The organism is Micromonospora sp. DT231 (assembly GCF_049847025.1).
Classification (GTDB): domain Bacteria; phylum Actinomycetota; class Actinomycetes; order Mycobacteriales; family Micromonosporaceae; genus Micromonospora.
In genome coordinates this window covers 275646-298939 of record NZ_JBNCNO010000008.1, presented here as the reverse complement: position 1 = coordinate 298939, position 23294 = coordinate 275646, and the positions used below count along the sequence as shown (strand labels likewise).

General features: G+C 65.3%; 18 protein-coding genes. 9 read left to right on the top strand and 9 right to left on the bottom strand.

The genetic code is table 11. The features are described 5' to 3' along the window. Positions 1-106: 106 nt before the first annotated feature. Entirely contained in the window at positions 107-1144 is a 1038-nt protein-coding gene (locus ACPXBU_RS22115) for a hypothetical protein (RefSeq protein ID WP_425759473.1), read from the bottom strand. Next, on the bottom strand, positions 1141-2535 hold the full coding sequence (locus ACPXBU_RS22110) for a hypothetical protein (RefSeq protein ID WP_425759472.1): 1395 nt from the start codon (positions 2533-2535) through the stop codon (positions 1141-1143). The genes ACPXBU_RS22115 and ACPXBU_RS22110 overlap by 4 nt, the downstream gene beginning before the upstream one ends. A 451-nt stretch (positions 2536-2986) precedes the next feature. Between ACPXBU_RS22110 and ACPXBU_RS22105 the strand changes: the two genes are divergently transcribed. Next, positions 2987-6226, top strand: coding sequence for an NACHT domain-containing protein (locus tag ACPXBU_RS22105; protein WP_425759471.1), 3240 nt, complete (start codon positions 2987-2989; stop codon positions 6224-6226). A 411-nt stretch (positions 6227-6637) separates the two neighbouring features. On the opposite strand, the gene ACPXBU_RS22100 is transcribed toward ACPXBU_RS22105, so the two are convergent. Together ACPXBU_RS22100 and ACPXBU_RS22095 are read right to left on the bottom strand one after the other, a co-directional pair. Beyond that, on the bottom strand, positions 6638-8017 hold the full coding sequence (locus ACPXBU_RS22100) for a helix-turn-helix domain-containing protein (RefSeq protein ID WP_425759469.1): 1380 nt from the start codon (positions 8015-8017) through the stop codon (positions 6638-6640). 175 nt (positions 8018-8192) lie between these two features. Then, the gene (locus ACPXBU_RS22095) at positions 8193-9503 is read right to left on the bottom strand and encodes a DUF4041 domain-containing protein (RefSeq protein ID WP_425759468.1); all 1311 of its coding nucleotides are present in this window, start codon (positions 9501-9503) and stop codon (positions 8193-8195) included. Positions 9504-10025: 522 nt separating this feature from the next. Between ACPXBU_RS22095 and ACPXBU_RS22090 the strand changes: the two genes are divergently transcribed. The 3 genes from ACPXBU_RS22090 to ACPXBU_RS22080 all read left to right on the top strand — a co-directional run bounded on the left by ACPXBU_RS22090 (position 10026) and on the right by ACPXBU_RS22080 (position 15480). Next, positions 10026-11933 carry a tyrosine-type recombinase/integrase gene (locus tag ACPXBU_RS22090; RefSeq protein WP_425759467.1) on the top strand — a complete coding sequence of 636 codons (1908 nt, stop codon included), beginning with the start codon at positions 10026-10028 and terminating at the stop codon, positions 11931-11933. A 193-nt stretch (positions 11934-12126) separates the two neighbouring features. After that, the gene (locus ACPXBU_RS22085; protein WP_425759466.1) at positions 12127-12666 is read left to right on the top strand and encodes a hypothetical protein; all 540 of its coding nucleotides are present in this window, start codon (positions 12127-12129) and stop codon (positions 12664-12666) included. 162 nt (positions 12667-12828) lie between these two features. Further along, positions 12829-15480 (top strand): ATP-binding protein, encoded by a 2652-nt coding sequence (locus ACPXBU_RS22080; protein WP_425759464.1) that lies wholly within the window; start codon positions 12829-12831, stop codon positions 15478-15480. A 621-nt stretch (positions 15481-16101) separates the two neighbouring features. Here the strand turns inward: ACPXBU_RS22080 and ACPXBU_RS22075 are convergent. Continuing rightward, positions 16102-17331: an EVE domain-containing protein gene (locus ACPXBU_RS22075; RefSeq protein WP_425759463.1), complete on the bottom strand. Its 1230-nt coding sequence runs from the start codon at positions 17329-17331 to the stop codon at positions 16102-16104. 518 nt (positions 17332-17849) lie between these two features. Here ACPXBU_RS22075 and ACPXBU_RS22070 point away from each other — a divergent pair. From ACPXBU_RS22070 to ACPXBU_RS22060, 3 genes are read left to right on the top strand one after another with little or no spacing between them, the layout of a single operon-like run. Beyond that, on the top strand, positions 17850-18515 hold the full coding sequence (locus ACPXBU_RS22070) for a hypothetical protein (RefSeq protein WP_425759462.1): 666 nt from the start codon (positions 17850-17852) through the stop codon (positions 18513-18515). Next, entirely contained in the window at positions 18508-18825 is a 318-nt protein-coding gene (locus tag ACPXBU_RS22065) for a hypothetical protein (protein WP_425759461.1), read from the top strand. Before ACPXBU_RS22070 ends, ACPXBU_RS22065 begins: the two co-directional genes overlap by 8 nt. Before the next feature lie 34 nt (positions 18826-18859). Further along, the gene (locus tag ACPXBU_RS22060; protein WP_425759460.1) at positions 18860-19609 is read left to right on the top strand and encodes a hypothetical protein; all 750 of its coding nucleotides are present in this window, start codon (positions 18860-18862) and stop codon (positions 19607-19609) included. A 9-nt stretch (positions 19610-19618) separates the two neighbouring features. Here ACPXBU_RS22060 and ACPXBU_RS22055 read toward each other — a convergent pair whose 3' ends face one another. After that, positions 19619-20248: a hypothetical protein gene (locus tag ACPXBU_RS22055; RefSeq protein WP_425759459.1), complete on the bottom strand. Its 630-nt coding sequence runs from the start codon at positions 20246-20248 to the stop codon at positions 19619-19621. Positions 20249-20313: 65 nt separating this feature from the next. Between ACPXBU_RS22055 and ACPXBU_RS22050 the strand changes: the two genes are divergently transcribed. Together ACPXBU_RS22050 and ACPXBU_RS22045 are read left to right on the top strand one after the other, a co-directional pair. Further along, positions 20314-20565 (top strand): transcriptional regulator, encoded by a 252-nt coding sequence (locus tag ACPXBU_RS22050; protein ID WP_210787601.1) that lies wholly within the window; start codon positions 20314-20316, stop codon positions 20563-20565. Positions 20566-20647: 82 nt separating this feature from the next. Continuing rightward, the gene (locus ACPXBU_RS22045; RefSeq protein ID WP_425759457.1) at positions 20648-21178 is read left to right on the top strand and encodes a hypothetical protein; all 531 of its coding nucleotides are present in this window, start codon (positions 20648-20650) and stop codon (positions 21176-21178) included. 76 nt (positions 21179-21254) lie between these two features. Here the strand turns inward: ACPXBU_RS22045 and ACPXBU_RS22040 are convergent, their stop codons facing one another. From ACPXBU_RS22040 to ACPXBU_RS22030, 3 genes are read right to left on the bottom strand one after another with little or no spacing between them, the layout of a single operon-like run. Beyond that, positions 21255-21692 carry a hypothetical protein gene (locus ACPXBU_RS22040; protein WP_425759456.1) on the bottom strand — a complete coding sequence of 146 codons (438 nt, stop codon included), beginning with the start codon at positions 21690-21692 and terminating at the stop codon, positions 21255-21257. An 18-nt stretch (positions 21693-21710) separates the two neighbouring features. Beyond that, positions 21711-22799 (bottom strand): tyrosine-type recombinase/integrase, encoded by a 1089-nt coding sequence (locus ACPXBU_RS22035; RefSeq protein ID WP_425759498.1) that lies wholly within the window; start codon positions 22797-22799, stop codon positions 21711-21713. A 35-nt stretch (positions 22800-22834) separates the two neighbouring features. Beyond that, positions 22835-23218, bottom strand: a complete 384-nt coding sequence (locus ACPXBU_RS22030) for a helix-turn-helix domain-containing protein (RefSeq protein WP_425759455.1) — start codon at positions 23216-23218, stop codon at positions 22835-22837. Between the last annotated feature and the right edge of the window lie 76 nt (positions 23219-23294).

The following is a 23294-nucleotide window of genomic DNA, read 5'->3' as shown; positions in this document are numbered from 1 at the left end:
ATGAGAGTGCGCGAGCACTATGATCACCAAAGACCAATGCAGGTCTTCTTGACCGCTCACGTCGCCACGCTGGCGGACAACCGTGACCGGGCGCGCCTGAAGGTGCTCAGCGCCGACGGTTCTTCTTTCCCCGCTGGCCGCGCAACTGCCTGGTGCTTCGTCGTGCACTCGGCGGAACCTTGTTGAAGGTGGCCGCGAGGCTTCGCAGCGGGGTGACCTCGATGGCGGCGTCTCGGTCGGCAGTCCGACGTTGAGGCTCGCCGCGGTAGCGAGACCCGCTCAGCGACCCGTCGGTCTCGTACAGCAGCAGCATCGACCGGCTCGACCGCGTCTGGTACTGCTTCGCGTCTATGTACCCAGGAAGGTGGTCGATACTCGCCCCTTCAGGCACGGCCGCCGCGGTTAGCAGCCAGGGCCCAGCACTGGTGGTGCCGTGAGTGGTCAGGCTGCGCTCAACGTCGCCGCCACGCGCCTGGTGGCACTGCTCCTTCAGATTCTTCTCGATGTCGCGTTGCGCGCTGTCGCTCAGACCGACCAGGTCGGCGCCGAACCGAAGCCACCCGGGTGATTTGGCCGACTCGCTCGCGGTTAGGTACTGCTCGACCCACGGCTCCTCCTGTCGGATCGGCTTGGGTGCTTGGGTGTCTGAGAGCCCTTCTCGGCTGTAGAACCACGCATCCAGCGGGTCGGTGAGGGTGCCGAGCCGTACGGGGGACTGCTCTTCGTAGCGGCGCAGGTCGGACGCCTTGATAGGCCGGTCGATTGGGAGTTGGGCGGCGACGTCCCGCGGGTCGGGCTCGAAGTACATCCCTCCGTTGACGAACCACATGAACATGTCGAGCTCGTCGACGCCGTTGACCATTGTTGCGAGCTTCCGGCTGCGGCGGCGGCGCAGGTACTCCAGGAACTGGGCGGAGTGGTCGATCGTGCGGCTGATAACGATCAGGTCGTGCAAGCTCACGATCCACGGCACCTCGTCGGTATCGATGATGCCCTTGTGCGCGAGCTCGTTCATCGACAACGACAGCGGGCCCATATCGTCGAGCATCACAATGATCGAGTGGATCTCCCTGACCGACGCCAGTTCAATCCACTCACCGCCGACGCTCCATACCCCCTGGTTGGTGCGGATCAGGTTGGTCAACCGGTCTGCCTGCTCGTTGCCCTCCTTGAGGTCTTCTGCAGATCTGAGGCCAACCGCTTGGCGTTGCCGCCGCGGGCCTTCTCGGTGACGGACCCGGCCTTCACCTCGACGCACAAGGCGATACCGTCGACGACGAACAGTAAGTCCGACTCGAAGTCCCGGGTCGGGACGCCCGTCCGGTCGGCGTCTTTGCCCAGGCTTGCCGTTTGGTCGATGGAGACCGGGCCGACGTACTTCTGCCCCTCCCAGCGGGGCTCGACTCCGGCAAGCAGCTTGCTGAGCGCGGCAGCCGCCTTCGACTCGGAGTACACGGCCCGCCGCCCGTCATACTTCGCCCACACTTTCCCTGCACTCCCGCGCTTCCCGGCGGCGGCCGCAGCGATCCCACGCTCGATGTTGCGGCGCAGTTCGTCTTCACCCAGAAACCCGTTGAGGATGAGGTACTCGCCGTCGTCCGCGATGCACCCCCACGGCACCACACGCTCCCCCTGCACGAACCTGATGACCGGGTTAGTGTCATCCTCCGCTGGCCGGGAGGTGCTGAAATACTCCAGCACTGCCTTCGCCGTCGACTCCTCGACTCCGGCACGGCCTGCGGCCTCGACGGCCGACACAGCCCCAAACAGCCGGCACTCGTTCACCATGAGATTGATGTCGCGCCGCAACGCGTCAGCATCGATGTCTTCGATGCCAGCACTCGACTGAGCGACGTCCCCGACGCGGTCGCGCGCCCCGAAGAACCGCTCGTTCAACAGAGCCACCGACGCCTCGCGCACCGCCCGGATGTCGTCGAGGGTGAACCCGAGGGTGTTCGCCATGGCGTTGGCAACGGTTGGGTCATATAAGAGCCCGGTGTTCAATTCCGTCGCGATCGACTCGTACTGCCGTCCGCGGACCGAGAGCTCGTACCCCATGAACTCGCCGGCGAGAGCGCCGAGCGGCTGGTCCACACGCTGGCCCTGCAAGATGGCACGCGTCTGGGCAGCCCTCACGATGTCGGCTGCCAGACCTAAAACCTTCCCGGGGTTGGGCTGCCCCGAGTTCTCCCCAGTCAGCGGCTTCCGGGGCAACCCCATGCCTAGGAGCGTGAGTGAGATGACGTCTTGGGCGGCCTGGGAGTTCTCGACCTGGCTCTGGCTCTCTCGCACTTCGCTGAAGTCCCACGGCCCCGCCGCGAGACGAAGGAACGCGAGCGTGTCGAACGAGTCGTACCCGTGTAGGCACTTCTCAAGTGCCAGGCGAGTGGACGTGATTGCCTCACCGAGGTGAGTGAGGAGATCGTCAACATTGGACGCCTCCTGGGAGAGCCGCTGGAGGTAGGTCGTGGCTCGGGCGAGGCTATCCGTCACGCCGGTGCCTACGACCTCCACGCGTCCATGCTCGGAGTTCACGGCCCCAGTATGACAATCCGCACCGACATCGGATCCCATCAGATCCGACGTCGTCCGCCAGGCTCGGATGCGGGGAGGACATGCTGGGTTGCATGGCTCGCCCGCAGAGACGGGCGGTTCAAAGCCTCGATGTTCGGCTGCGATCTACAGAAGGCCCCACTCGGACCCAGAATCGCAGGTGAAGGCCTTCTACCGGTCAAGGGACGAGCGTTCGCGCCATCGGTCCTCACTCTTCTGAGGACTACCAGTCGGATGCCCCGGGCGGTGCGATGGGTTTGGACGGGGACGTTGGGTCGGCACGTGCTCCCGTGGTCGCGCTGCTCTGATCTCCTGTTCGGAGGTCGTCGCTGCCTAACGGCGTGACACTTGTCCTGCGAGCGTTGGGTGGCAGCAATCCGGGGCCGTTCGTTCAGGGGTGACACGCTTGCTCTGGTGCAGCACGATGGTGCGAATGAGCGTCGAGGCGATCACCATTGCGTTAGGCGGAGCCGTCGTCAAGGGTGCGGTCGGCATCTGGCTGGGTAGCAACAAGATCGCTGCTGACATGGTCGGTGTAGCGGTGGACGTCGCAGGCCAGCGCTTGACCGGGTATCGAGAGCGCCGGCGGTTCGCTCGGATGGTCGACGAGAGCGCCGAGGTGGTCGCGGAGCGGCTGGAGCCATTGATCGTCGGGGAGTACCGCGGGCTTCCGGAAAACGAGCGACTGGCCGCGGTGACGGCTGTAACGGACACTCTCGACCGAGTGGCTTTGACCGACGAAGATCTTTTCGCTATGGACTTGGACGCAGGGCAGCTCGACCGGTACGTCAGGCGAGCCTCGCCTGACGCGAAGACCAGAGCTGGCCTGTCAGCGGACGCGGAGAGCTTGTACGACCTGGTGCTGCGGGAGTCGTGCGCATATATCATCCAATTCCGTACCGTACTGCCGCAGACAGGAGTCGCCGGGCTGAGCGAGTTACTGCGACGCGATGCTCAACTGCTCGATCTGGTGCGGGAGGCGCTTGACCGGCTGCCGGAACGGCGGGGTGAAGGCGATTTCGAGCGCGACTATCGCCAGCTTGTATCAAATAGGCTCGACGAAATCGAGTTCTTCGGTGCTACCCTGTCGGAGGCGACTCGCCGTTATCCGCTTTCGGTGGCCTATCTCAGCCTAACCGTCTCAGGGGAAGATGAGGGTGACGAAGGGCTCGGCGAATCGGCTGTACGGGTGCCAGACGTCTTGAGCCAACACCGACGAATCTTCGTGCGGGGCGAAGCAGGGCTGGGCAAGACGACACTATTGCAGTGGATAGCAGTGCACAGTGCACGCTCGACCTTCGACTCCGCAATGTCAGACTGGAATGACACGGTCCCGTTCTTCATCGCCTTGCGCCGACACGCAAGCGGGCCGCTACCCGGGCCAGAGGAGTTCGTCGCCGAACTGGGGCGACATGTGTCCGCCGAGATGCCACCCGGATGGGTACACACGAAGCTCCGGTCGGGAAAGGCGGTGGTTCTTATCGACGGACTGGACGAACTCAATGCGGCGCGTCGCGAAGAGGTGCGGCATTGGTTGAATGGTCTGGTAGTCCTTTTTCATGAAGCTCGATACGTGGTCACCTCGCGTCCGTCCGCTGCTCCGGCAGACTGGCTGGATGGTCAGGAGTTTGAGGTGCGCGAACTGGAACCGATGACACCTTCGGACATTAACGAGTTTGTCAAACGGTGGCATTCTGCGATGCGGGAACAGAGCCGCGACTCCTCCGCCCGGCAGGACCTGGACCGTTACGAGCAGAGTCTCTTGCTGAAGCTGGGATTCCGTAATCATCTTCGACGGCTGGCCGGATATCCGCTGCTTTGCGCCCTGCTGTGCGCCTTGCATCGGGACCGGCACGCACATCTTCCATCCAGTCGTATGGAGCTGTACGAAGTTTCATTGCATATGCTGCTGGAGCGTCGGGATACCGAGCGTGGGCTGGACACTGTGCCCGGACTTACTCGCACGACCAAGACGCTGCTGCTTCAGGACGTCGCCTACTGGTTGATTCGTAACAGTTGGTCTGAAGTTCCCACCTCTCGCGTGGTCGAGCGGATCGGTACGAGGCTGCCCAACCTGCCCGCGATCGAGGCGAATGCAGAAGAGGTCTACCGGCATTTACTGGAACGCAGCGGGCTGATCAGGGAGCCGGTCCACGGCCGCACGAACTTCGTGCACCGTACGTTCCAGGAGTATTTGGCCGGCAAGGCCGCCGTCGAAGCTGACGATGTCGGACTGCTTCCGCGCAACGCAGAAGAGGCAGAGTGGCGGGAGACCATTGTCATGGCGGCCGGCCATGCCACCCCGAAGCAGGCGAACGAGCTCGTCTCCGGGCTGCTGAATCGAGGGAATATAGAGCCTGACCGCCGGGAAGTATTCCACCTGTTGGCCGTACTATGCCTAGAGACCGTACGGGAACTTGCGCCGGAAATTCAGCAGGGGGTCAGAGCAGCGGCAGCTCAACTCCTTCCGCCGAAAAATATAACCGCTGCTCGCTCCCTGGCAGCAGCGGGATCGTTCGTGCTCGACCTGCTCGCCGCGTTGCCCGGCCGTACGGTGAAGGAGGTCACGGCGATCATTCGTACCGTGGGCGAGATTGGGGATCCAGCCGGAATCGCACTTCTGGAACGATACCTGCCAGATCGTCGTTTCACTGTGCGGGACGCCCTAATGTATGCGTGGCGTTTTTTCGACGCGGACGAATACGCAATCCGCATCGTTCAACCTCTCGCGGCTGCTGATCCGCTGCCCATTGTGTCCAGCAGCGCGCAGCAGGTGCTAGCGGCAGCTCGGCACGTTCCCGCACTGCGTGAACTGCAAATTCCCGCTTCGGCTATTTCGGCACCGAGCGTGCAGCACGCGTTGTTCGCTGCAACTAACATAGAGAAGATATCGGTCCGCGCCGCCTCTTCGGCCGCCGGCCGGAATCTTATCAATTCCCAGGCTGCGCGTTGGGTCATCAGTTCATCCCATACTCGCCAGCATCTGAGAGTGCGGAGGGGCGCTCGTGGCGAATCGTATCAAATCCTCGAAGAACAGCGCAACGACCTAATGGTCGGCTTTCGTGAATCCTCAATCTACGCCGGCTTGCGCTATTCAAGCTTTAGTCGTGACATTCGGGGACCTGTCCACAGCGTGTACCTGGACGGGCCCGACCTTCTTACCGAAGAGTTGTTCGCGTCATTTGGGCCACCGATAATGCTGATGGTGGCCGGCGTTGACAACCATTCCCATATTTCTGAATTGCGACGGTGGGCCGGGAACGTTCAGGTTCTATGGCTCAGTGGACGGGGCGCCAGCCCCCGCGTGCTCGAGCATATGGAGGCATGTCGGTTACTGATTCTAGAGGGCTTTGATTACATAACAGAAATTGGGCGTATGCCTGCCCTGCGGGAGTTGGTCCTGATCAACGGCGGGGTAGGGCACCCCTTTCCGCAGCCGACGCGTACCTTGCAGAGGCTCTACCTCGACGGCGCAGAGAGCGGCGTTCGGAGGGATTTTCATCACGATGCTATGAGGGTGACACATGCGGACTTGGGATTCATTAACCGTTTCATTGATTCCAGGATTGCGTCGGATATTCGAAGTCATTCCGAACTCGCCTATGCAAATTACGTCGATTCTGGACCGATCGACCCTGCTGACCGTTATTCCGATAACGGGGATACGTTATAGTAAGTGCTGGCTCTATGCCCCGGACGGCTCATAGGATTATCCCACCTCTCCACTCGCTGGCTTCTCGGTAACGGCAGGTGTCGCAGCTGGGCGGTCTCGCCGAGCGGCAGGCCGATCAGTTTCGGGTGGGCGGGTGCAAGGTCGTCCTGTACAGCTCCCCGCCAGCTACGCATGTTCGTCAGCGGGCTACGCACTTCGTGGGCAGCGCCGTTGATCGCGCAAAAGTGAACTTCCAGCCTGAAACGCAAACGGTGCGCGCCGCAACCGATCTCAACGCACACCGTGAGGTAATGATTTGTGTCCGAGGGCGACACGATCCATTGCCCCACCGTCGAGACTGTCGCGGCGGCCACGCGCTGGTGCTCCACCACGAAGCCCCGACGCTGGGCCTGGGGCTTCGTGGGGTGGCGATCAGATGCTTTCCTCGGTTACCTCGATGCCGTACGCCTCGGCCCACTGGACAATCTCGGACTGCCTGCTGGAATTCCAGTACCTCCGGCGGATCCGACCGTCCCGCGTCAGCTGGCCCATCTCTGGCACGCCGAACGCCTGGCCCAGCTCGTCGAGCAGCAGGGCCGCAGCTTCGATAAGAGCTGGGCCGGGCTGCGCCAGGTCGTCGACGGCGGCAGCGGCTTCGGCCGGGTCGGCCCTGACCTGGTACTGCTCGCCAGTTCGGGTCTCCCCCATGCCGTAGAACCGGGTGTGGCCGATCGTGGTCGGCCGCGATTCTCCAACCGGATGCAGCTGTGCCCGGATCAGGGCGGTGCCGCCAGCCGCCGCCCGGTCGCGAGCGTGCCGACCGAGTTGGAGAAGTCCGGAGACGATACCTGCGGCGATCCCCTCGTCGATGACCACCTGGCGCCCAGAGTCGTCAGGCTCGCCCCCGCGCTGCGACGTAGCTCTCCGCGACCCTAGGTTGGAAACCCCCAACGCGAAGGCCCCGGAGCCGTCCGTGTGCAGCTCCAGCGAGACGAATCGGGACTCTACTGCGTAGTTGCTCGTCCCGTCAGCCAAAAGTCGCCGGCGTCCGACACGCGTCCGGTTAATCCCGACGCCCTCGTTGGTAATGGTCGGCCTGCGCCTGATCTCCGTCTCCCAGGCCTTGAACGCGTCCTGGAGGATCATGTCGCCGGGCAGGTCCGGCACCAGCGACACAATCACCCAAGCGTAGTTGTCGTCCATGGCGAGCCTGCTGATCGCCTCCCGCTCGACCTCGACGATCCGCTGGCCCTGCCGCTGTGCGCTGGCGAACCGGTTGCGATAGGCGGTGGCGACCTCGGGCTCGGACAGGTAGCGAGTCGTGGCACCGTTGCGTACGGGGAAGCGCAGGCCGTCGTTGATCAGCACGGCGTGCGGCGCGCCAGGGCTGCGGGGTACTGCCACGACGATAAAGCCCTGCTGGCTGCCGTCGTCGCTGGTGCCGGTTGCCGACTCTGGCACGGTGAGGATATCTACCGCAGGCATCGGCGCGACGAGCGACGCGATCGACTGGCGCATCCGGGCCACTTCCGCATCGGAGATGGCGACACCCGGCGCCTTAGTGGCACGGGCCTGGTCGTCCTCTTCGACTCCCAGGACAATCACCCCTCCCCCGGTGTTTGCCAGGGCGGCGACATCGCCGGCGAGCGCCCGCTTCTCCTGGTCCTTCCCGCCGTACAGCGTCTGCTTGAAATCCAGGTCGAAGGCTTCCTGCACGCCGACGGTCACCAGCGCGTGGATGTGGTGCGAGGCGAGGGTGTCTAGCGCCGTGCCGAAGATGGACTCCAGGCGGCGAGATCGAAGGACAACCATGCGTACTTCCTGCCGGGGAGGGGGTTAGGGGACTGCGAGCTATTCTGCCTGGCGCGACCACCTCCGACCCGCACCTTGCCGCGCTGGCCGGCGAGTACGGGCCGATCAGTCGGTGCGGCCCGGAAGCACATCGAGCTCCGCCAGATTCCTCCGGTGACGGACCGGCCGGCTGTCCTTAAGGGGTCCGTTCCTTAGCTTGCGTCAGACTCTGTCGGTACTCGAGTGCCTCGGGGACTTCGTCGTACTGCAGCAGGCTGCCCGTCAGCTCCAGCAGGTACTCCTTGGCCTCCTGTGGGGTGACGTAGAAGAACTCTCGCCGCTGGTTGATGAGGTTGACCCTTCGGTCGGCTAGGCGCGTGTGCATTTTTGCTTCGATGCCGACGGCGTCCTCGGAGAAGAAGAGTGCGTGGACGTCGAAGTTGAAGGGGACGGAGGCGTCGCTGAGTTCCCGGACTCGGTCCAATGGGTCGAGGCGGCGGGTCATGCCGATCTTGATTACCTTCTCGCCGAAGGCTCCCAGGTTTGAGATGACGTACACGTAGCCAGCGCGGACGTTGGCGGCTCGGTAGTCCACGTCTTCGATGGCGGTGTCGATCTGCGACAGCCGCTCCTGCATCTGGGTGGCGCCGTCTACGTCGCCTTTAGCTTGCAGGGCGGCGAGGGCGTTGGTGTAGTGCTGACGTTCCTTGTCGAGACGGGCACGCTCGCGGTCGATTTCCTGCTGAACCCGTCGCTCCTCGCGCAGTCGCGCCTTCTCTTCGCGCTCGCGTTCCTTCTCCTCGGCGAGCTTTGCTTGGTGGTCAGCCGTGATCTCTAACTCCCGGACCCGCAGCCGGTGGTAGTCCTCCGAGATGCGGATGTGCATCGTCTTGCCTAGCTTGGCGATCGTCGCGGCGACCTTGCCCAGGCGCTCGACCGCCGAGTCGAGCTTGTAGGGCTTCAGTCCCCGTACCAGGTTGTCGGCTTCGGCGTTGTACGCCCGTAACAGCAGCTTGGAGAAGTCCCGGACCATCACCCGCCCTTCGGCAGCTGAGCCGTTCACCGTCCAGCCAGTCGCGGCGAGGACCGCGCCGCCTTCCCGCTTAGCCATGTTCTTGATCTTGGCCTGCAGCCCAGCCAGTGCGCTCTGGTATGCGACCGCGTCTGACAGGGGGTGCCGGTAGTCGTAGACGCCAGCCTCCTGCAGCAGCGCCGTCTCCTCAGTCACCACGACCTGCAGACTAAGGTCCCGCAGCTGGCGCTCCAGGTCAGCCTTCTGCGCTTGGGCTGTGGCAGTCTGTTCAGCGATTTCTCGCGTCAGCCGTTCCCTGTACTGCTCGAGCTCTACCGCGGGCAGTACTCCGAGGCGGTTCATCTCTAGCCGGGCCCGCTCCAGCTCCGCTCTGAGATGTGTCACCTCCGCAGCAAGTTCGCGTGCCTTAGTCCGCGCCCCGAACAGCGGAATCTCAGGATCGTCGGCGCGTTGCGGCGGGACGGTCTGTGGCATGGCAGAGGCCACCACGGGAGGAGCAGGTAGTGGCTGCAGTACGGGCGCGGCGATCGGTGCATCGGCGATCCATAGCTGCCACCCCGGCGGCGGAGGTCCCCATGCCGGGTCCGGGTTCCACCCAGGACCGGGTGCCCAACCCTCCGGCGGGGTTGGCCAATTCGGCGGAGCGTTGAAGCGATATCCCACAGCTCATCTCCCACAAACTTGCACTAGATCGACGACGCTAGCCCGAGCCACTACGGCCCACACATCGATCACTCGGCCACCAGCGTCCCGCCGACAAGAGTCGCTAAGTGCCCGACCGACCATTCGAGGTCAGATATCCGACTCGGGGGGATGCGGTGCACCTGCCACTGATTTTCACCACACACTGTCAGTGCTTGGTTCGAACTATCTACAGGGAGTAGCGGGCTTCCCGTAGTCGTCGACGCTCTGTCTCGCAGAAGACCCTCGCTTGGCGTTGACCTCCATTCGCTGTCAGGAATCGACTCTTTTGGTCATTGGGCGGGCCACTCTGCGATGAAGACCTCGGAACATGTTCTCGGACCGGTATCACTGCCCGGGCCGAGCGGCGACGGCCAGGACAACAGTTGGACTGGTGAGCGAATCAGCGCCTTGGGCGCAGTTACCGATCTGACGACCACTGCGCGGATCATGGGGCTGTCTCGTTCGGTCGCGTACGACCTGGCCAAGTCCAACCAGTTCCCCGTCCCGGTGCTCCGATTCGGCAGCCGCTACCGCGTGCCTGTTGCGGCCATCCTCCACGCCCTACACCTACCGCCCAACCACCACGGCGAGCCGTCGGCACCAGCACCGGAACACGACCCAATCCCAGGCCGAAAGACAATCCCGGATCACCCCCGACCCAACCCGCAGCCACCTACTGCCGCACGCCCGACCCGAGGGACACACCCGAGTAGGACTGGATCGGTCTTCAAACGCTGTTCGTGCCGAGACGGCGAGGGCCGCAAACTCGGCAATCGCTGCCCCCTTATCCGCCGCGCGAGCGGAGCGTGGAATGCCACCCACGGCAGGTGGGCCTACCAACTCGAACTGCCCACCCACCCCGGCCACGCGCGCCGGCAACTACGCCGCAGCACCTTCGACACCCGCGACGCCGCCACCGGCGACCGCGACCACGCCAAAGCCCTGCTCGCACTCGCCGTTGACGACCAGGCAGTCGCCGCTGAGATCGCCGACATGCTCCTCGCCGTCACCGCCGGCGCGCCACTACCGGACCGCGACACCATTGCCCGACGGGTCCGCGCCGGACTGCCCGCCACCGTCACGACCACCGTCGGCGAGTACCTGCAGTCGTGGCTGGCGTCCCGCCGCAGCCTCAGCGGCGTGCAACCCAACACCCTGCTGGCCTACGAGTCGCACATCCGCGTCCACTTGGTCCCGCACCTGGGCGCCATAGCCCTGGTGAAACTACGGGTGGAGCACGTCGAGGCGATGTTCGCCGCCATCGCCGACCGCAGCACCGCCATCGAGGTCGCCCGCCAGAGCGACGACCCCGCCATCCGCGCCAGCGTCCGCGGCCTGCGCACCACCAAACCGGCGAGCATGCACCGCATCCGCGCCACCCTGCGCAAGGCACTGAATGACGCCATCCGCCGTGGCAACAACCGGCTCATCGATTTCAACCCCGCCGCCCACATCGAGCTGCCCTCCGGGGTACGTCCCAAAGCCCGGGTATGGACCACCAAAGCCGTACAACGGTGGCGCGACACCGGCGAGCGACCCAGCCCGGTCATGGTCTGGACCCCGCAGCAGGCCGGCGCGTTCCTCGACCACGCTGAAGAGCACGACATCGCCCTCTACCCACTGTTCGCGCTCATCCTGCACCGTGGGCTGCGCCGCGGCGAGGCCGTCGGACTCACCGACGCCGCCGTCGACCTGGACAACTCGATGATCAGCGTCACCCAACAGATGACCACCCACGGCTACACACCCGTGATCAAGAAGGTCAAGTCCGAGTCCGGCAACCGGATCATGGCGATGGCCAGCATCACCCGCGTCGTCCTGCGCGCCCACCACGCCCGCCGCGCCCAGTGGAAACTCGCCGCCGGTCACACCTGGCCCGACACCGGGCTGTTCTTCGTTAAACCCGACGGGCAGCCCTGGCACCCCTACGCCGTCACCGACCGCTTCGAGGTCCTCGTCCGCGACGCCGACCTACCCCCGATCCGACTGCACGACCTACGGCACTGCGCCGCCACCTACCTCAAAGCCGCCGGCGCCGACCTCAAGGACATCCAGGAACTTCTCGGCCACTCCTCCGCCGCCATGACCGACGTCTACACCTCGGTCATCGTCGAACTCGACGTCGAACGCGCCAAAGCCGAAGCCGCCGCCGAATTCCTCTCCCGCCACCGAGGACGACCTGCCGACCAGGTATCAGTTGTCGGTACTCGTCCCTGGTGACCAGGATGGTGATGGTGTTGATCATCACGACCTGACGGGCGTCGTTCTGTGATCATTGAGCCAAGCTCGACCTGGCATCGCGCCACTACACCTTCGTCGCCGTTGTCCGAGATGGCTGCTTTATGACGTCGCCAGAGAGAGCTGACCAGAGCGTGGTCACACCGTCACGCCGCGTGCCGATACAGTGAGATTCATGGATGAGCCAAGGTACGGGTATGGCAAAGGGGAACGGCCGTTGTGGTCTTCACGGGACCGCGACGCTGAGGCCGTACGGCGCGTACTCCGCGGGGCCGGGTTTCGTGACGTTGGCGAGCGCCATCTGGACGGCTTTGCGGTGGAGGGCGCCAGCGGTGACGGACCGGAGCCGTTTTACGTCTCGTACTGCGGCTACCCGAAGAAGCCAGGGACGATAGGCCGCTACGTTCAGGCGCTGAGGCGGGCTGGCTTTGAGGTTGAGCCGGACATGAAGCTTGAGGACGTGCTGGTTGTGCAGCGGCAACCCGCCGGCCTGGTATTGAACGCGCCGCGCTCGGGACGGGCCCTGCTGCCGGCGGCGGTCGTCTGCGCGGTACTTGCCACGGTCGCGCTGCTCGCGTCATGGATGGGTTCTGGGCAGGTTCGGCTCGCTGGCGGCATAGGCTCGGCCGTGCTCGGTGTACTGGCTGCCTTCCTCGCCGGACTCTGGTACCGACGCGAGCTCGATGAACGAAGCCGGGGCGAGCAGACGATTTGAAGCCGCATCACCGCCAGGTAAGCCGGGCGGATGGAGGACCTAGGGGGTCCTCGTCTCGACGGCGTCGGGGAGGATCTCCCGAACCTTCCCTCGTCCGGAGGTATGTGGAGGCTTTCTGCCAGGATCAAAGTACCTTGATGGTGTTCGCTCTCGGGAGGTCTGATGCCCGCTGAACTGTTCGTCGGCCGAGAGGACGAGCAATCCGCGGTCCGGGCGCTGGTTGATCGCGCGTGTGATGGCCATGGCGGCTTCCTGATCATTGAAGGTCTGGCTGGCATCGGTAAGAGTGCCCTGCTCCGACACGTCCAGGAGGCAGGCACCCCGGCTGACTTCCTGTCGGTGGGGTGCCACGTTCAGGTGGGGCAGTTGGAGGCGTACGGACCGCTCATTGACCTGGCTTGGCTGATCGATCGCAACAGGCCCAAGAGGAGGCGACTGCTACGACGGTCCGGTGAGGCGGTAAAGCAGCGCTGGCCAGAACTTTTGACGTTGGTTCCGGGAGTGGGGTCGACCCTGAAGATGGTCGCGGAGACTCTCTCCGGCCCGGTGCCCGGCGCTCCGCTGGTCGAGAACCGCACCGCTGCGAGGGCAATGGCGGATGCGCTTCTACACCTCATCAAGGAGAGGTTCCCGGTGGTCATCTCCATCGATGACTTCCATCGGATCGATGAGAGCTCGTGTTCAGTGCTGTCATATCTCGCCAGGGCGGCCGAAGATCAGCGGGTTCTCTTCGTCCTTGCCGGTCGCGACGACGAACTCGTGGCGAATCAAGCCGCGCGCCTGCTTGTGGATGACCTAGTCGTCACCGGGCTCGCTCAGCGGATACGGCTACGGGGTCTGCCTGTGTCGGCCATCGCCGAATACGCCGAGCGGATGTCTGCGCCTGACGTAGCGCCCGTAGAGCTTGCCCGGCGCACCGGTGGGCATCCGCTCCTGCTTCGGTACTCCCTCAGCAATCGACGAGAGCTGGCGCTGCCGTCAACCCCTGACCACCTACCGAGCGACCTGGTCGCACCGCATCCTGAGGGCATTCAGTTGGCCGAGCAGGTGCGGCTGGTGGTGGCCGCGCGGCTGAGCCGCCTTAGCGACGACGACCGTCGGCTGTTGGCTGTTGGAGCGGTTGAGGGACGGGAGTTTCACAGCAGCATCGTGGCAAGGGTTCTCGACACGCGTCATGACGGGGTCGCGGATCGGCTGCACCGGCTAGCCAGGGACACAGGGCTGCTGCAGCTGCTTCCGCCAAACACGTGGGACGACCGGCTGGAGGCTGACCGCTATGCCTTCGAGCATGACCTGGTGCAGGAGGCTTTGTATCTCGACCAAAGCGAGTGGCAACGGCGGGATCGGCATCGGCGGATCGGGCGGGTCTTGCATGAGTACTCGGAGGATCATCGAGATCTGACGCAGGATTTGGCGCTTGAGCTTGTGCGACATCACCGCTTGGGGCGGGACTGGCCCGCGGCCGGGCGAGTAGCGCACTTTGTCGCGTGTCGGCTCTCTCAAACCGGTGCGTCAGCACCCGAGGTTGTCAAGATCGCCGAGCAAGGCCTCGAGTGTGTTCGGCGCGCCCCAGTGGACGAGGAAACGTGCCGGCTCCGAGCCCAGCTAGTTGAGCTCTTGCTGACGGCCAGCGAGCTGAGCTGGCGGACCAGACCAGAACCAGACGGGACCGTGCGCCTGGAGGCTTTGTCAACGGAGGCGATGCGGGCGGCAGAAGGCTCCGGGGATGCCAATCTACGGATCCGCGCCCAGTACTTGCACGGCAAAGTGTTGCTGTACACACGAGGAGTGCCGGCCGCGCTCCCTCTGCTACGGGAGGCATGGCAAGAGGCGCTGAAGAACGGCGACGCGGTTAGCATCCTGTTGGCGGGCTGCGAGTACGGGCGGCAGCTACCCAAGACTGACGTGGAGGGCGGCTTGGCAGTCCTGGCCCGTGCAGAGGCCGCTGCCTCCGAGGACGACTCCGTGCGACAGTCCGAGGATCCGGTCGTCCAGCGCGCCCGCCACATGGTCGCATTACAGATCGGCGTCAACCTCTACGACGCAGGCAGGCTGGGTGCTGCGTTGGCCCGGTTACGGGCCACCATCCCGCAGGTGCGGCGACGCCCCAACCTGGGACTGCTACCGATCGGTCTCAACTATCTGGCACAGGTAGAGGCCGGGATCGGCAACTACACGGAGGCCGAACAGTGCCTAGCCGAGGCGGTCGGATCTCGCGATGAGGAAGAGCCAGACGGTTGGCATGCCGTCAACCTGGCGTACCTCGGGGCCCGCCGCGTGCAAGACCGCAGGGACGCCTTGGGACTACGCCAGCTGAGGGACGCGCAGGCTGAGGCAGCGGTGACCTGGCAGGCGAACCTGGCGCCGCTGGTCGCGAACCTGTACGCGGCGAGCCTCTTGAGCATGGTCGATGTCGATCCGGCGTACGACGAGCTCGCTGGCAACGTGCTGCGGAACTGCCTTGATGAAACCCAACGCACCGGCATGCGGCGTAGCGAGATTGTCACCCTTTCATTGCTAGGACAGTGGCATCTCAGCCGCGGTGACGGTCAGCAGGCTTTGCGGTTCAGCGCACGTGCGACGGAGCATCTGCGCGAGGCAGGATGGCGGCTCGCCGCGGTTGTGGCAGAGGAGATTCTCTACCGGCACGCGGCCGTGCAGCGTGCGCTGGGCCACGATGGCGAGGCCAACGAGTCGCTCCACCTCGCCCGAGCACTGGTGCTCAAGAAGGCAGCCACGCTGGATGGTCGCCTTCGGGACCGCTTCTTGCGCGACGTACCAATCAACCGGTCGATTCTTGAAGAGGCTCACTGAGCCTCAGCGAGGTGAGAGCCGCAGCCCTGATTCAGTGCGGCAGTGACGGCTCAGCAGGCAGATCCCATCGGCTTTCGAAGCGGCTCTCTCAACTCCCTCCACCGTCCCCGCCGCCCGGCGCTATCCGGCCCCCTTCGGCGAGGCTCCAGGTGCGGGCCAGAGGTGTCTATGCGCCGTCGGCACGAAATCGCAGCTTGGTGGACGGCGGCTGCACTCTGGCCGAAACTCGGTACCTCGACGTGGAGGCCGAGCTTGCCGTGCTGGTAGTGCGTGGCTAGCCCTCGGAGATCCCCCGGTCGCTGCAATAGCCGCCGTTGCGCGTCGCCTGCATATTTGGCTGACTGGACACTGGACGCTGGGCGCGGTAGCCGATCCCCCGGCCTAGGGTCAGGACGCCTACGACCGTGTCGGCGTGAGAGCAGGGGGCCTGCGGGCCATGCCTGCGGTGACCTGCATAAAGGCCAGTGCCGAACGTGCGATCTTCAATCGCAAGCGGCAACTTCGACCTCGGCAGACGCGGCGTCGGAGGCCTTCTACCGGTGTAAGGGCGGGCGATCGCGACGTCGGCCCCCAGCTGCCCCCATGCCGTCCGATGCTGATCGTCGCCGATGAACTGCTGCGTCAGCTGCGGAAGGTATTTTCGCGGTGCCAAGCGAAATAGGCAGCGCTGCTGGTCGTGTGAGCGTCTACTCGTCGGTCTGCCAGCTCTGCCAACCGTTGATCTAGCGCGGCCCTGTTGCCCGGGTCGCCGGTAACGATGACATGACCGGTGGGGTCAACAGCGATGTAGCCAGCCTCGAAGAGGGCGTCGCACCCAAGTAGGCATGCGGGCATGGCGATGTGGTCGAGGTCGCGTGCCTCTTGTTCCGTACAGACCGCGCGCTTCTTGATGTGGGCGGCGCGGAGGAAGCGGACCGGGTACGTCTCCCCGCAGATAGCACAGTCGGCGTCCGTGGCTGAGGCGAAAAGGCGCTGGCGCAGCAGGGCTTGCTCACCACGATGAGTGGCTACGCCGAACCGTTCGAGGTCGCCATCGAAGGTGAATGCGCCGGTTGCGGCGTCGAGCTGCGGTGGAGCGTCGAGGGTGATTACAGGAGGGCTACCGGACGAGCGGGCACCCGGCAGGGTGAGCAGTACCGCTCCGATGAACGCACTCCGGTAGGTACTGGTACGCGGGTGAAGCTCGACGCACCCGTCGCGCAGGAGGCGCCTGAGGGCATCGTCGACCCAGGCGACCGGTACAGGCTGGCCGTTGGGGCTGCGTTCGGTGCTGACGATGACGTGTGGAGGGCGTACTTCGATGACGGTGTTGAGTCGGCCTGATGCTGTGGTCAGCGGCCGGCCGACCAAGCGGCGTAGGAGGTCGGTCGCGCCGGTCATCGCCTCGGCGGGTAGCTGGCCGTTGACCGAGGTGCCTCTGCCGAACGAGTGTCGTGCGACGGCCAGCCACTGTCGGTCTGTCAGAGGAAACGGGTTGCCCGACCACGGCCGCGTGAGTATCGCGCTATCAGCGAAGTCCTGATCGCCAGCGAGGGCGGTGCGTGGCACCGGCTGGTCCAAGAATCGTCGCGTGAGCCGGACCGGCACCACCCAGCGGGCGGCGACAGGATCAGGCGGCTCGGCGTAATAGCCATCGTCGACTCGCCCCTCTGCCACCGGTGTTGGAGGACCGGTGGTGTGGCCCACCGCTACCACCCCGCCGGTGCTTCCGGTCAACCAGAGAGCAATATCCTGATCAGGACGGATATCGCTGAGGTGACGTGTTGCCGTCCACGCGGTTATCTCATGACCATCGGCGACGAAATCATGGATGCGCCACTTGGACGGGTTGCATTGCAGGAGCCACCGCACGAGACACCTCCAGCAGTCACCCATGAACTCTCGGCACCGTGCTGGCGCCGAGCGTCGGCTCGGACGGTAAGGGTAGGCCGATCGGCGCTGCTCGCGGTGCCCGAGGCAGGCCCCCTGCGACGCCGGCCGATAGAGCTGGCCCGTACTTGGGTGCACCTCACCGCGGCCAACGAGACCTCGAATAGCCTGGTCAGAGCCCTGTGTACGACCGACGTCCTAGACGACGGAACAGTCGCTGCGCCCGTGGTACGCGATTAGACCTCACCGTCGGTACCGACCGATGGTGCCTTGGCGATCGTCGGCTGAGCGACGAGTGAAGGCATCTCGGGCGTTGCGCTCGAAGGCTTAGGCATCGGCAGCCGCCCGATCCGCGAACTCGGCCAGTTTCCCCCGGTGAGGGCATCGCAGGACGGCGGGCACGGGTACTGCGGGTTGACGAGGTTTCACGTACGGTGGTCGTGCCTTTGGAGATCGGGCCCATCGGGCACCCGCTGGTTGCTGAGGAAACTGAGGGACGGATGAGCGACGGACGCGACCCACGCCTGTCGCTGGCAAGCCTCGATTTTTTCGGTGATGAGGCCGCGCTTCAGCAGCGCGTCGAGCAGGTATTGCGGGAGGGCGGGATTCCGTCCCAAACGGATGGTTTCTGCGGATCCGATGCCACCGGATCGGTTTCGGTAGTCGTCGATACGCGACGGCGGGTTAAAGCTGTCCTGGTTGGCCGCGAGTGGCGTAGCGAGGTTGGCGTGGCTCGGTTCCCGGTGGTGCTCTTCGAGGCCTATAGCGCTGCCGTCGGCGCCGCACTGGAACAGGCCGCCTTGAAGGAATTTCAGCAGGGGCAGGCTCCGCCGACACTGCCACGACCGTCCGCGGTGCAGGCGTCGCCGGAGCTCGATGAGGACGTGTGGTCGCGGGCGACCTGGCGCACGCTGCAGGGCCTCGACGCGGAGCTGGATCGGGTGGCGCAGCTACGCGTTTCCCCAGTCGAGCAGGTCATGACCAGCCCCAACGGTTGTCTGACGTTGCGGATTCGCGCGAACAGCATTGTCGGTATCACCGGCGACACGGGACGGATCGCCCGTGCCGACGCCGGTCAGCTGCAGTTCGACGCACGGTCCGTCCTTCGCTCCTTCGACCTCGCAGGGGCAGATCAACACGACCTTGAGGGGTGGTCGCGTGGATGAGCTGAACGTCATCACCGACGCGTTGCGTACCGAGGGCGGCAAATGGTTGCAGCTGTCCGACAGCGCTACCGCCATCAAGGGCGCCACGGACGGGCTGAGCTTAGACGCGTCTGCCTTCTACATCGGCGACGTCAACGCCGGCGTCCACTCAGCCGCGTACCGCGACTTCCACACCTTCATGGTCGCGATCCTCGCCGGGGCAGCGACGGAGTTTGAGCAGGTCGGTGACGCCCTTCGGCGCGTCGCCGACGCCTACGACCGGGCCGACGAGGTGATCTCGCTGGACCTCAACACGATCTACAAAGCCTAAACACGGACGTCGCGACCCGGAAGGATCTAAGCCCATGCAGCCCGCACCGCCGGACCTGGAATACGGCGAGCCGTTCAACAAGGCCTTCGACCAGATCCGCGTCGGCGTGGACCTTGCCGTCGAGGGGTTCAACGACGTCGTCTCGCGGGTCAACGAGTGGGCGTGGCTCATCGGACCGGCGGCGCTGCTATGGATCAAGCACAACATTGACGCCGCGCGCCGCGGCCTGCGGGAGGTCATGGATCGGGTTGATCACGCGTTGGAGCACCAGATGCCGGTGCTGTCGCTCATTTCGATGAGCTTCCGGTGGATCACCGAGGTGAAGACGCCCGTCTCCCAGCTGTCGTTCGCGATCAGTGAGCCAATCGACCAGAACCTGGTCAAGTGGACCGGCGACGCGGCGCGCGCCTACGCCGACAAGGCTGGCAAACAGCGGGCGGCGGTCGACGAGTCCGTTCTCAAGGCGGAGTTCATCAGTCAGTGGCTGTTCAAGATCGCTAGGGCCAACGTTGACTACGCCGTCGAGCTAGCGACAATCGTCACCAACCTGGCAGGTAAGTTCGCCCAGGCCGCCGTCGACGCGACGACGGTCATCAACATTCCCTGGGCCATCGACACGTTGGCCAAGTCTGTCGGCGATATCGTCACCGCGGGGTTGGACACCCTCCTGCGGATCGGTGAACGTTTCGTTGACGCGCTGGGTAACGTCCGGGACATCGCGACGCAGGTCGGTGACTACTCCAAGCTCCCCGGCGGCCGTTGGCCCGAAGCCGTCCGCGGGTAGCGCCTGTCATCAGGCGTGCGGCACGGCGGTGAAGGTCGCCTTGAGGATCGTCAGAGCCTTCGCGGCGAGTGCCTCTTTAGGCAGGTAGGAATCGCCGCCTACCGCGAGCCAGACCTTCACCACCAGGTTGGCGTCCCGAGCGTGCAGCATGTACTCGGTGTACTTGAAGCCAGGGTCCGACCGTTTGAGGAACCCCTCGGCCTCCTCGCCGACGTCGGCGATGGGGCCGTCCGCCGTCATGCCTGTCACCTGCTGGGTCGCCGTGTAGAGGCGTCCCGCCTCCTCGGCGCTCGTCAACGAGGAGGCTTCCACTAGCAAGTTCGCCTGGTGGTCGTCCGCGGTGCGCATCTCGAACAGGCACGACGAGCCCTGGCGCGCCAGCGGCGGCTTCGGATCGGTACGAGCGACCCTCACCGACAAGTCCGCCAGGGGCGTCAGGTCCGTGCGCCGGCACAGGTCGAGGTTGGTAGCGTCGTAGGAAGGGCCGACGGCGGGCGCCGGGCTACTCGTGGCACCAACGATCGGCGAGGTGGTGACGGCACGGGGCGTCGCTGATCCGCCGTCGTCACACCCTCCGCTAACCGCGAGCGTTACCAGAAGGCCGACAACCAGCGCCCGTTTCCGGGACCGAGCTTCCACGCTGTTGACCATACCGTCAGCAGCGCCAGGCGATCGCCCGTGCTGGTTACCGTTATCGTCGAGGCATGCCCCGCGAGACCATCGAATCTGTCGCTCGCTCCCGCGCCATCACCGCGGCGGCGGTTCTGCAGCAATTGGTCGATCTACGCGCCTACCCCCACCGGCACCTTGCCGTGGCCGCCTACGCCCCCGGCGGGGCCAGCATCGGCCAGGCACTCGCCGCCGCCGACTACCTCAGCCACACCGGGTGGGAACTCATTAACGTGACGGAGGTTGGGAGCAGCAGGACCCTGCACGCGATCATGCGACGCAGGTGAGCCCGTAGACGTCGGGCCCCATCGGCGCGTCAGCGGTTGACCTGACTGCCTAGCCTATGAGAGATAGGCGAGCTTCCACATCATGCTTGTACGGGAGAAAAGCAGAGTGGACGAATCTTCGACAACAATTGCCACCGCCCCGCGCACGATCACCAGGGTCGTCGCGATCGCCGCCGACGACACCTTCGCCCACGTCTACTCGAACGTGCGGCAAATGATCGAGGATGGGTTCGGTGATGCCGACACCCGTCGGGGGGCCCTGGAATTCTTCAACGCGGCAGGCGGCCAACTAGTGCCGGTGTTCGGGCCGGCGTGGCAGTTGGTTGACCTACGGGACAGCCGTGACGCACCCGACGCCGCCCGGCTGCGCCAGCGTCTCGCCGCCGTAGTGGACCACGTCGTGGCATACCTCAGGAAGCACCCCGAGTTCGTCAAGGCGAGCGGCCTGACACTCGACGAGGCACTCCTCCAACTGCCCCGACCGGCCGAGCAGGACCTCGCCCACGTCCTAGCCCTCTTCCCACACCATGTCGGCGACGACAGAACTATCCGGCCGTTCAGCCAGGGGGGCTGGTTCCACAACAGCCTTCACGCCGCTGGCTGGACGCACTGAGCGCGGCTACGGCGCCCCCGCCATCTGTGCGGACGCATTAGCCACGTTCTCCCACTGGGTTCGCCGTCGAAAGCCCCTAAAGATCATCGGGCCACCAGTGTGGATCAAGGCTCTTGCCGTGGCCTCGCGGGCATCGTCCGTAGCCGGTGCTGGAGACGTTCCAATGGTGGTAGCAGTACGGGGCGTCGCACTGGCCGCACAATCCGGCGTCGTCGTAGAAGCTCGCAGAGGTTACCGCGGCATACCGGTACGGCTGGGCGAAGGCGTCGGCGATCCGTTCCGCCTCTGCCACGTCCACCGGTCGGCCAAGTCCGTTGCCCGCCTCGATCCCGGAGAACAGCAGCCACCACTGCTGGTCGTCGTGACGCTGTCGGGCAGCGGTGTAGGCGTCGCGCTGCTGCGGTGACCAGAACTGCCAGCCCGCAGGTCGGGTACCAGGTGCGACGAGTTCGACGTGCGTTGCCGGTCGCCCACACACCGCGCACGGTGGTTCCGCTACGAAGGCCTGGAGCATGACTCATCCTCCCCTCCGTTAGGCAACGGCGCGCAGTCGTCGGACAGTGTCGACAGTTCGGTCGGGCTGGGTGGTTTCCCACCGGCGCTGAAGGGCGTCGACGACGTTGGTGATCATCGGTTCGGTGACGTGGCTGTAGATGCCGCGCACGCCGGTGAGGCGGTGACCGAGGCGGCGTGCTTGGGCGATCTCGGGGATGCCGTCCTCGATGAGCCAGGTCTTGTGGGTGTGGCGCAGGTCGTGGAAGTGCATGCCGGGCAGGACCGGTGGGATGCCCCGTCCTGGTTTGCCGGCGACGGCGGGGGTCCAGGCGCGGCGGTTGAAGTTGGAGCGTCGCTGGTGATGACCGCGAGCGCCGGGGAAGACGATGTCGTGGGGTTGTTCGGCGAGGTGGACGGCGAGGAGGGTGGTCAGGAAGCGGGGCAGCCGGATGTGGCGGACGGAGTCGTTGGTCTTGGGTGGGCCGAGGAACAGTTTGCCTTCCACTTCGTGTAGCGCGCCGACGTCGGGGTGCACGTGGATGCTGCCGGTGGTGAGGTCGACGTTGTCGCGGGTGAGGCCGGTGAGTTCTCCCCACCGCATACCGGTGTAGGCGGCGGTGAGGATGAGCAGCCCGTCGCTGGGGCGGACTTGGCGGGCGACGATCGCGGCGACCTGCTCGGCGGTGGCATGCGGCCGTTCGGCGCGGATGCCTTTGGGGATGCGGACTCCCCGGCAGGGGTTGAAGGGAACACGGCGGTCTTCGACGGCCTCTTGCAGAACCATCGACAGGACCATGATCACGTCGGCCACCGATCGTGGTGACAGGCGTTTTCCCAAGGCGACGGCGAGGGTCTTGACGTGTTGGCGGCGGATGTCGACCAAGGGCAGCGGGCCGAGGGCGGGCAGGATGTGCAGCCGTAGGTGACTGCGGTAGGCGGCCCAGGTGGCGGGGCCGGCTTGGTGGGTTGTTTCCCAGATCGGAACCCACTCGGCGAGGGGGATGCGTCCGCCGCGGGGGTCGATGAAGGTGTCGCGGGCCGCCTCGACGTCGATCTCTTTTGCGCGGATGACGGCGTCGGCGCGCAGGTCGTGGGATGAGTCGGTGGTGACGGTGCCGTCGGGCATGCGCAGCCGTACGCGGAATCGATTGCCGCGCTTTTCTACCCAGGCCATGGTGTGGTCTCCGTCCGGTTGGTGTCGGGTGCGGGGGTGATTGACGCGTGACTGTCGGGGTGGGGCAAGTCGCCAGCGGGGTGCCGGCGTCGTCGGGTGGCGCGCCGGCCGGTGGGGGGTTGGGCGGCGGCGGCGATGATGGCGGCGAGGTCGGCGGATGAGAAGCGCAGGTGCTTGCCGAGGAAGGTGCAAGGAATCTGGCGGCGGCCCGCGCGTCGGCGCAGCCATGACTCCGGGACGCGTAGTCGGGCGGCGGCCTCGGTTGGGGTGTAGAGCTGCGGGTCCTGGTCGTCGTGGCCATCTGCGCGGTGGTCGACGGTGGGGGCGGCCGGTGGTGGTCGGCGGCGGGCTCGGGGCAGGTTGGCAGGCATCGGTGGACTCCCGAACGTCGTGGGTTCTGGCGGCTGGACACCGGGGTGGTGGCTCGTCGCGGACGGTGTGTGGATG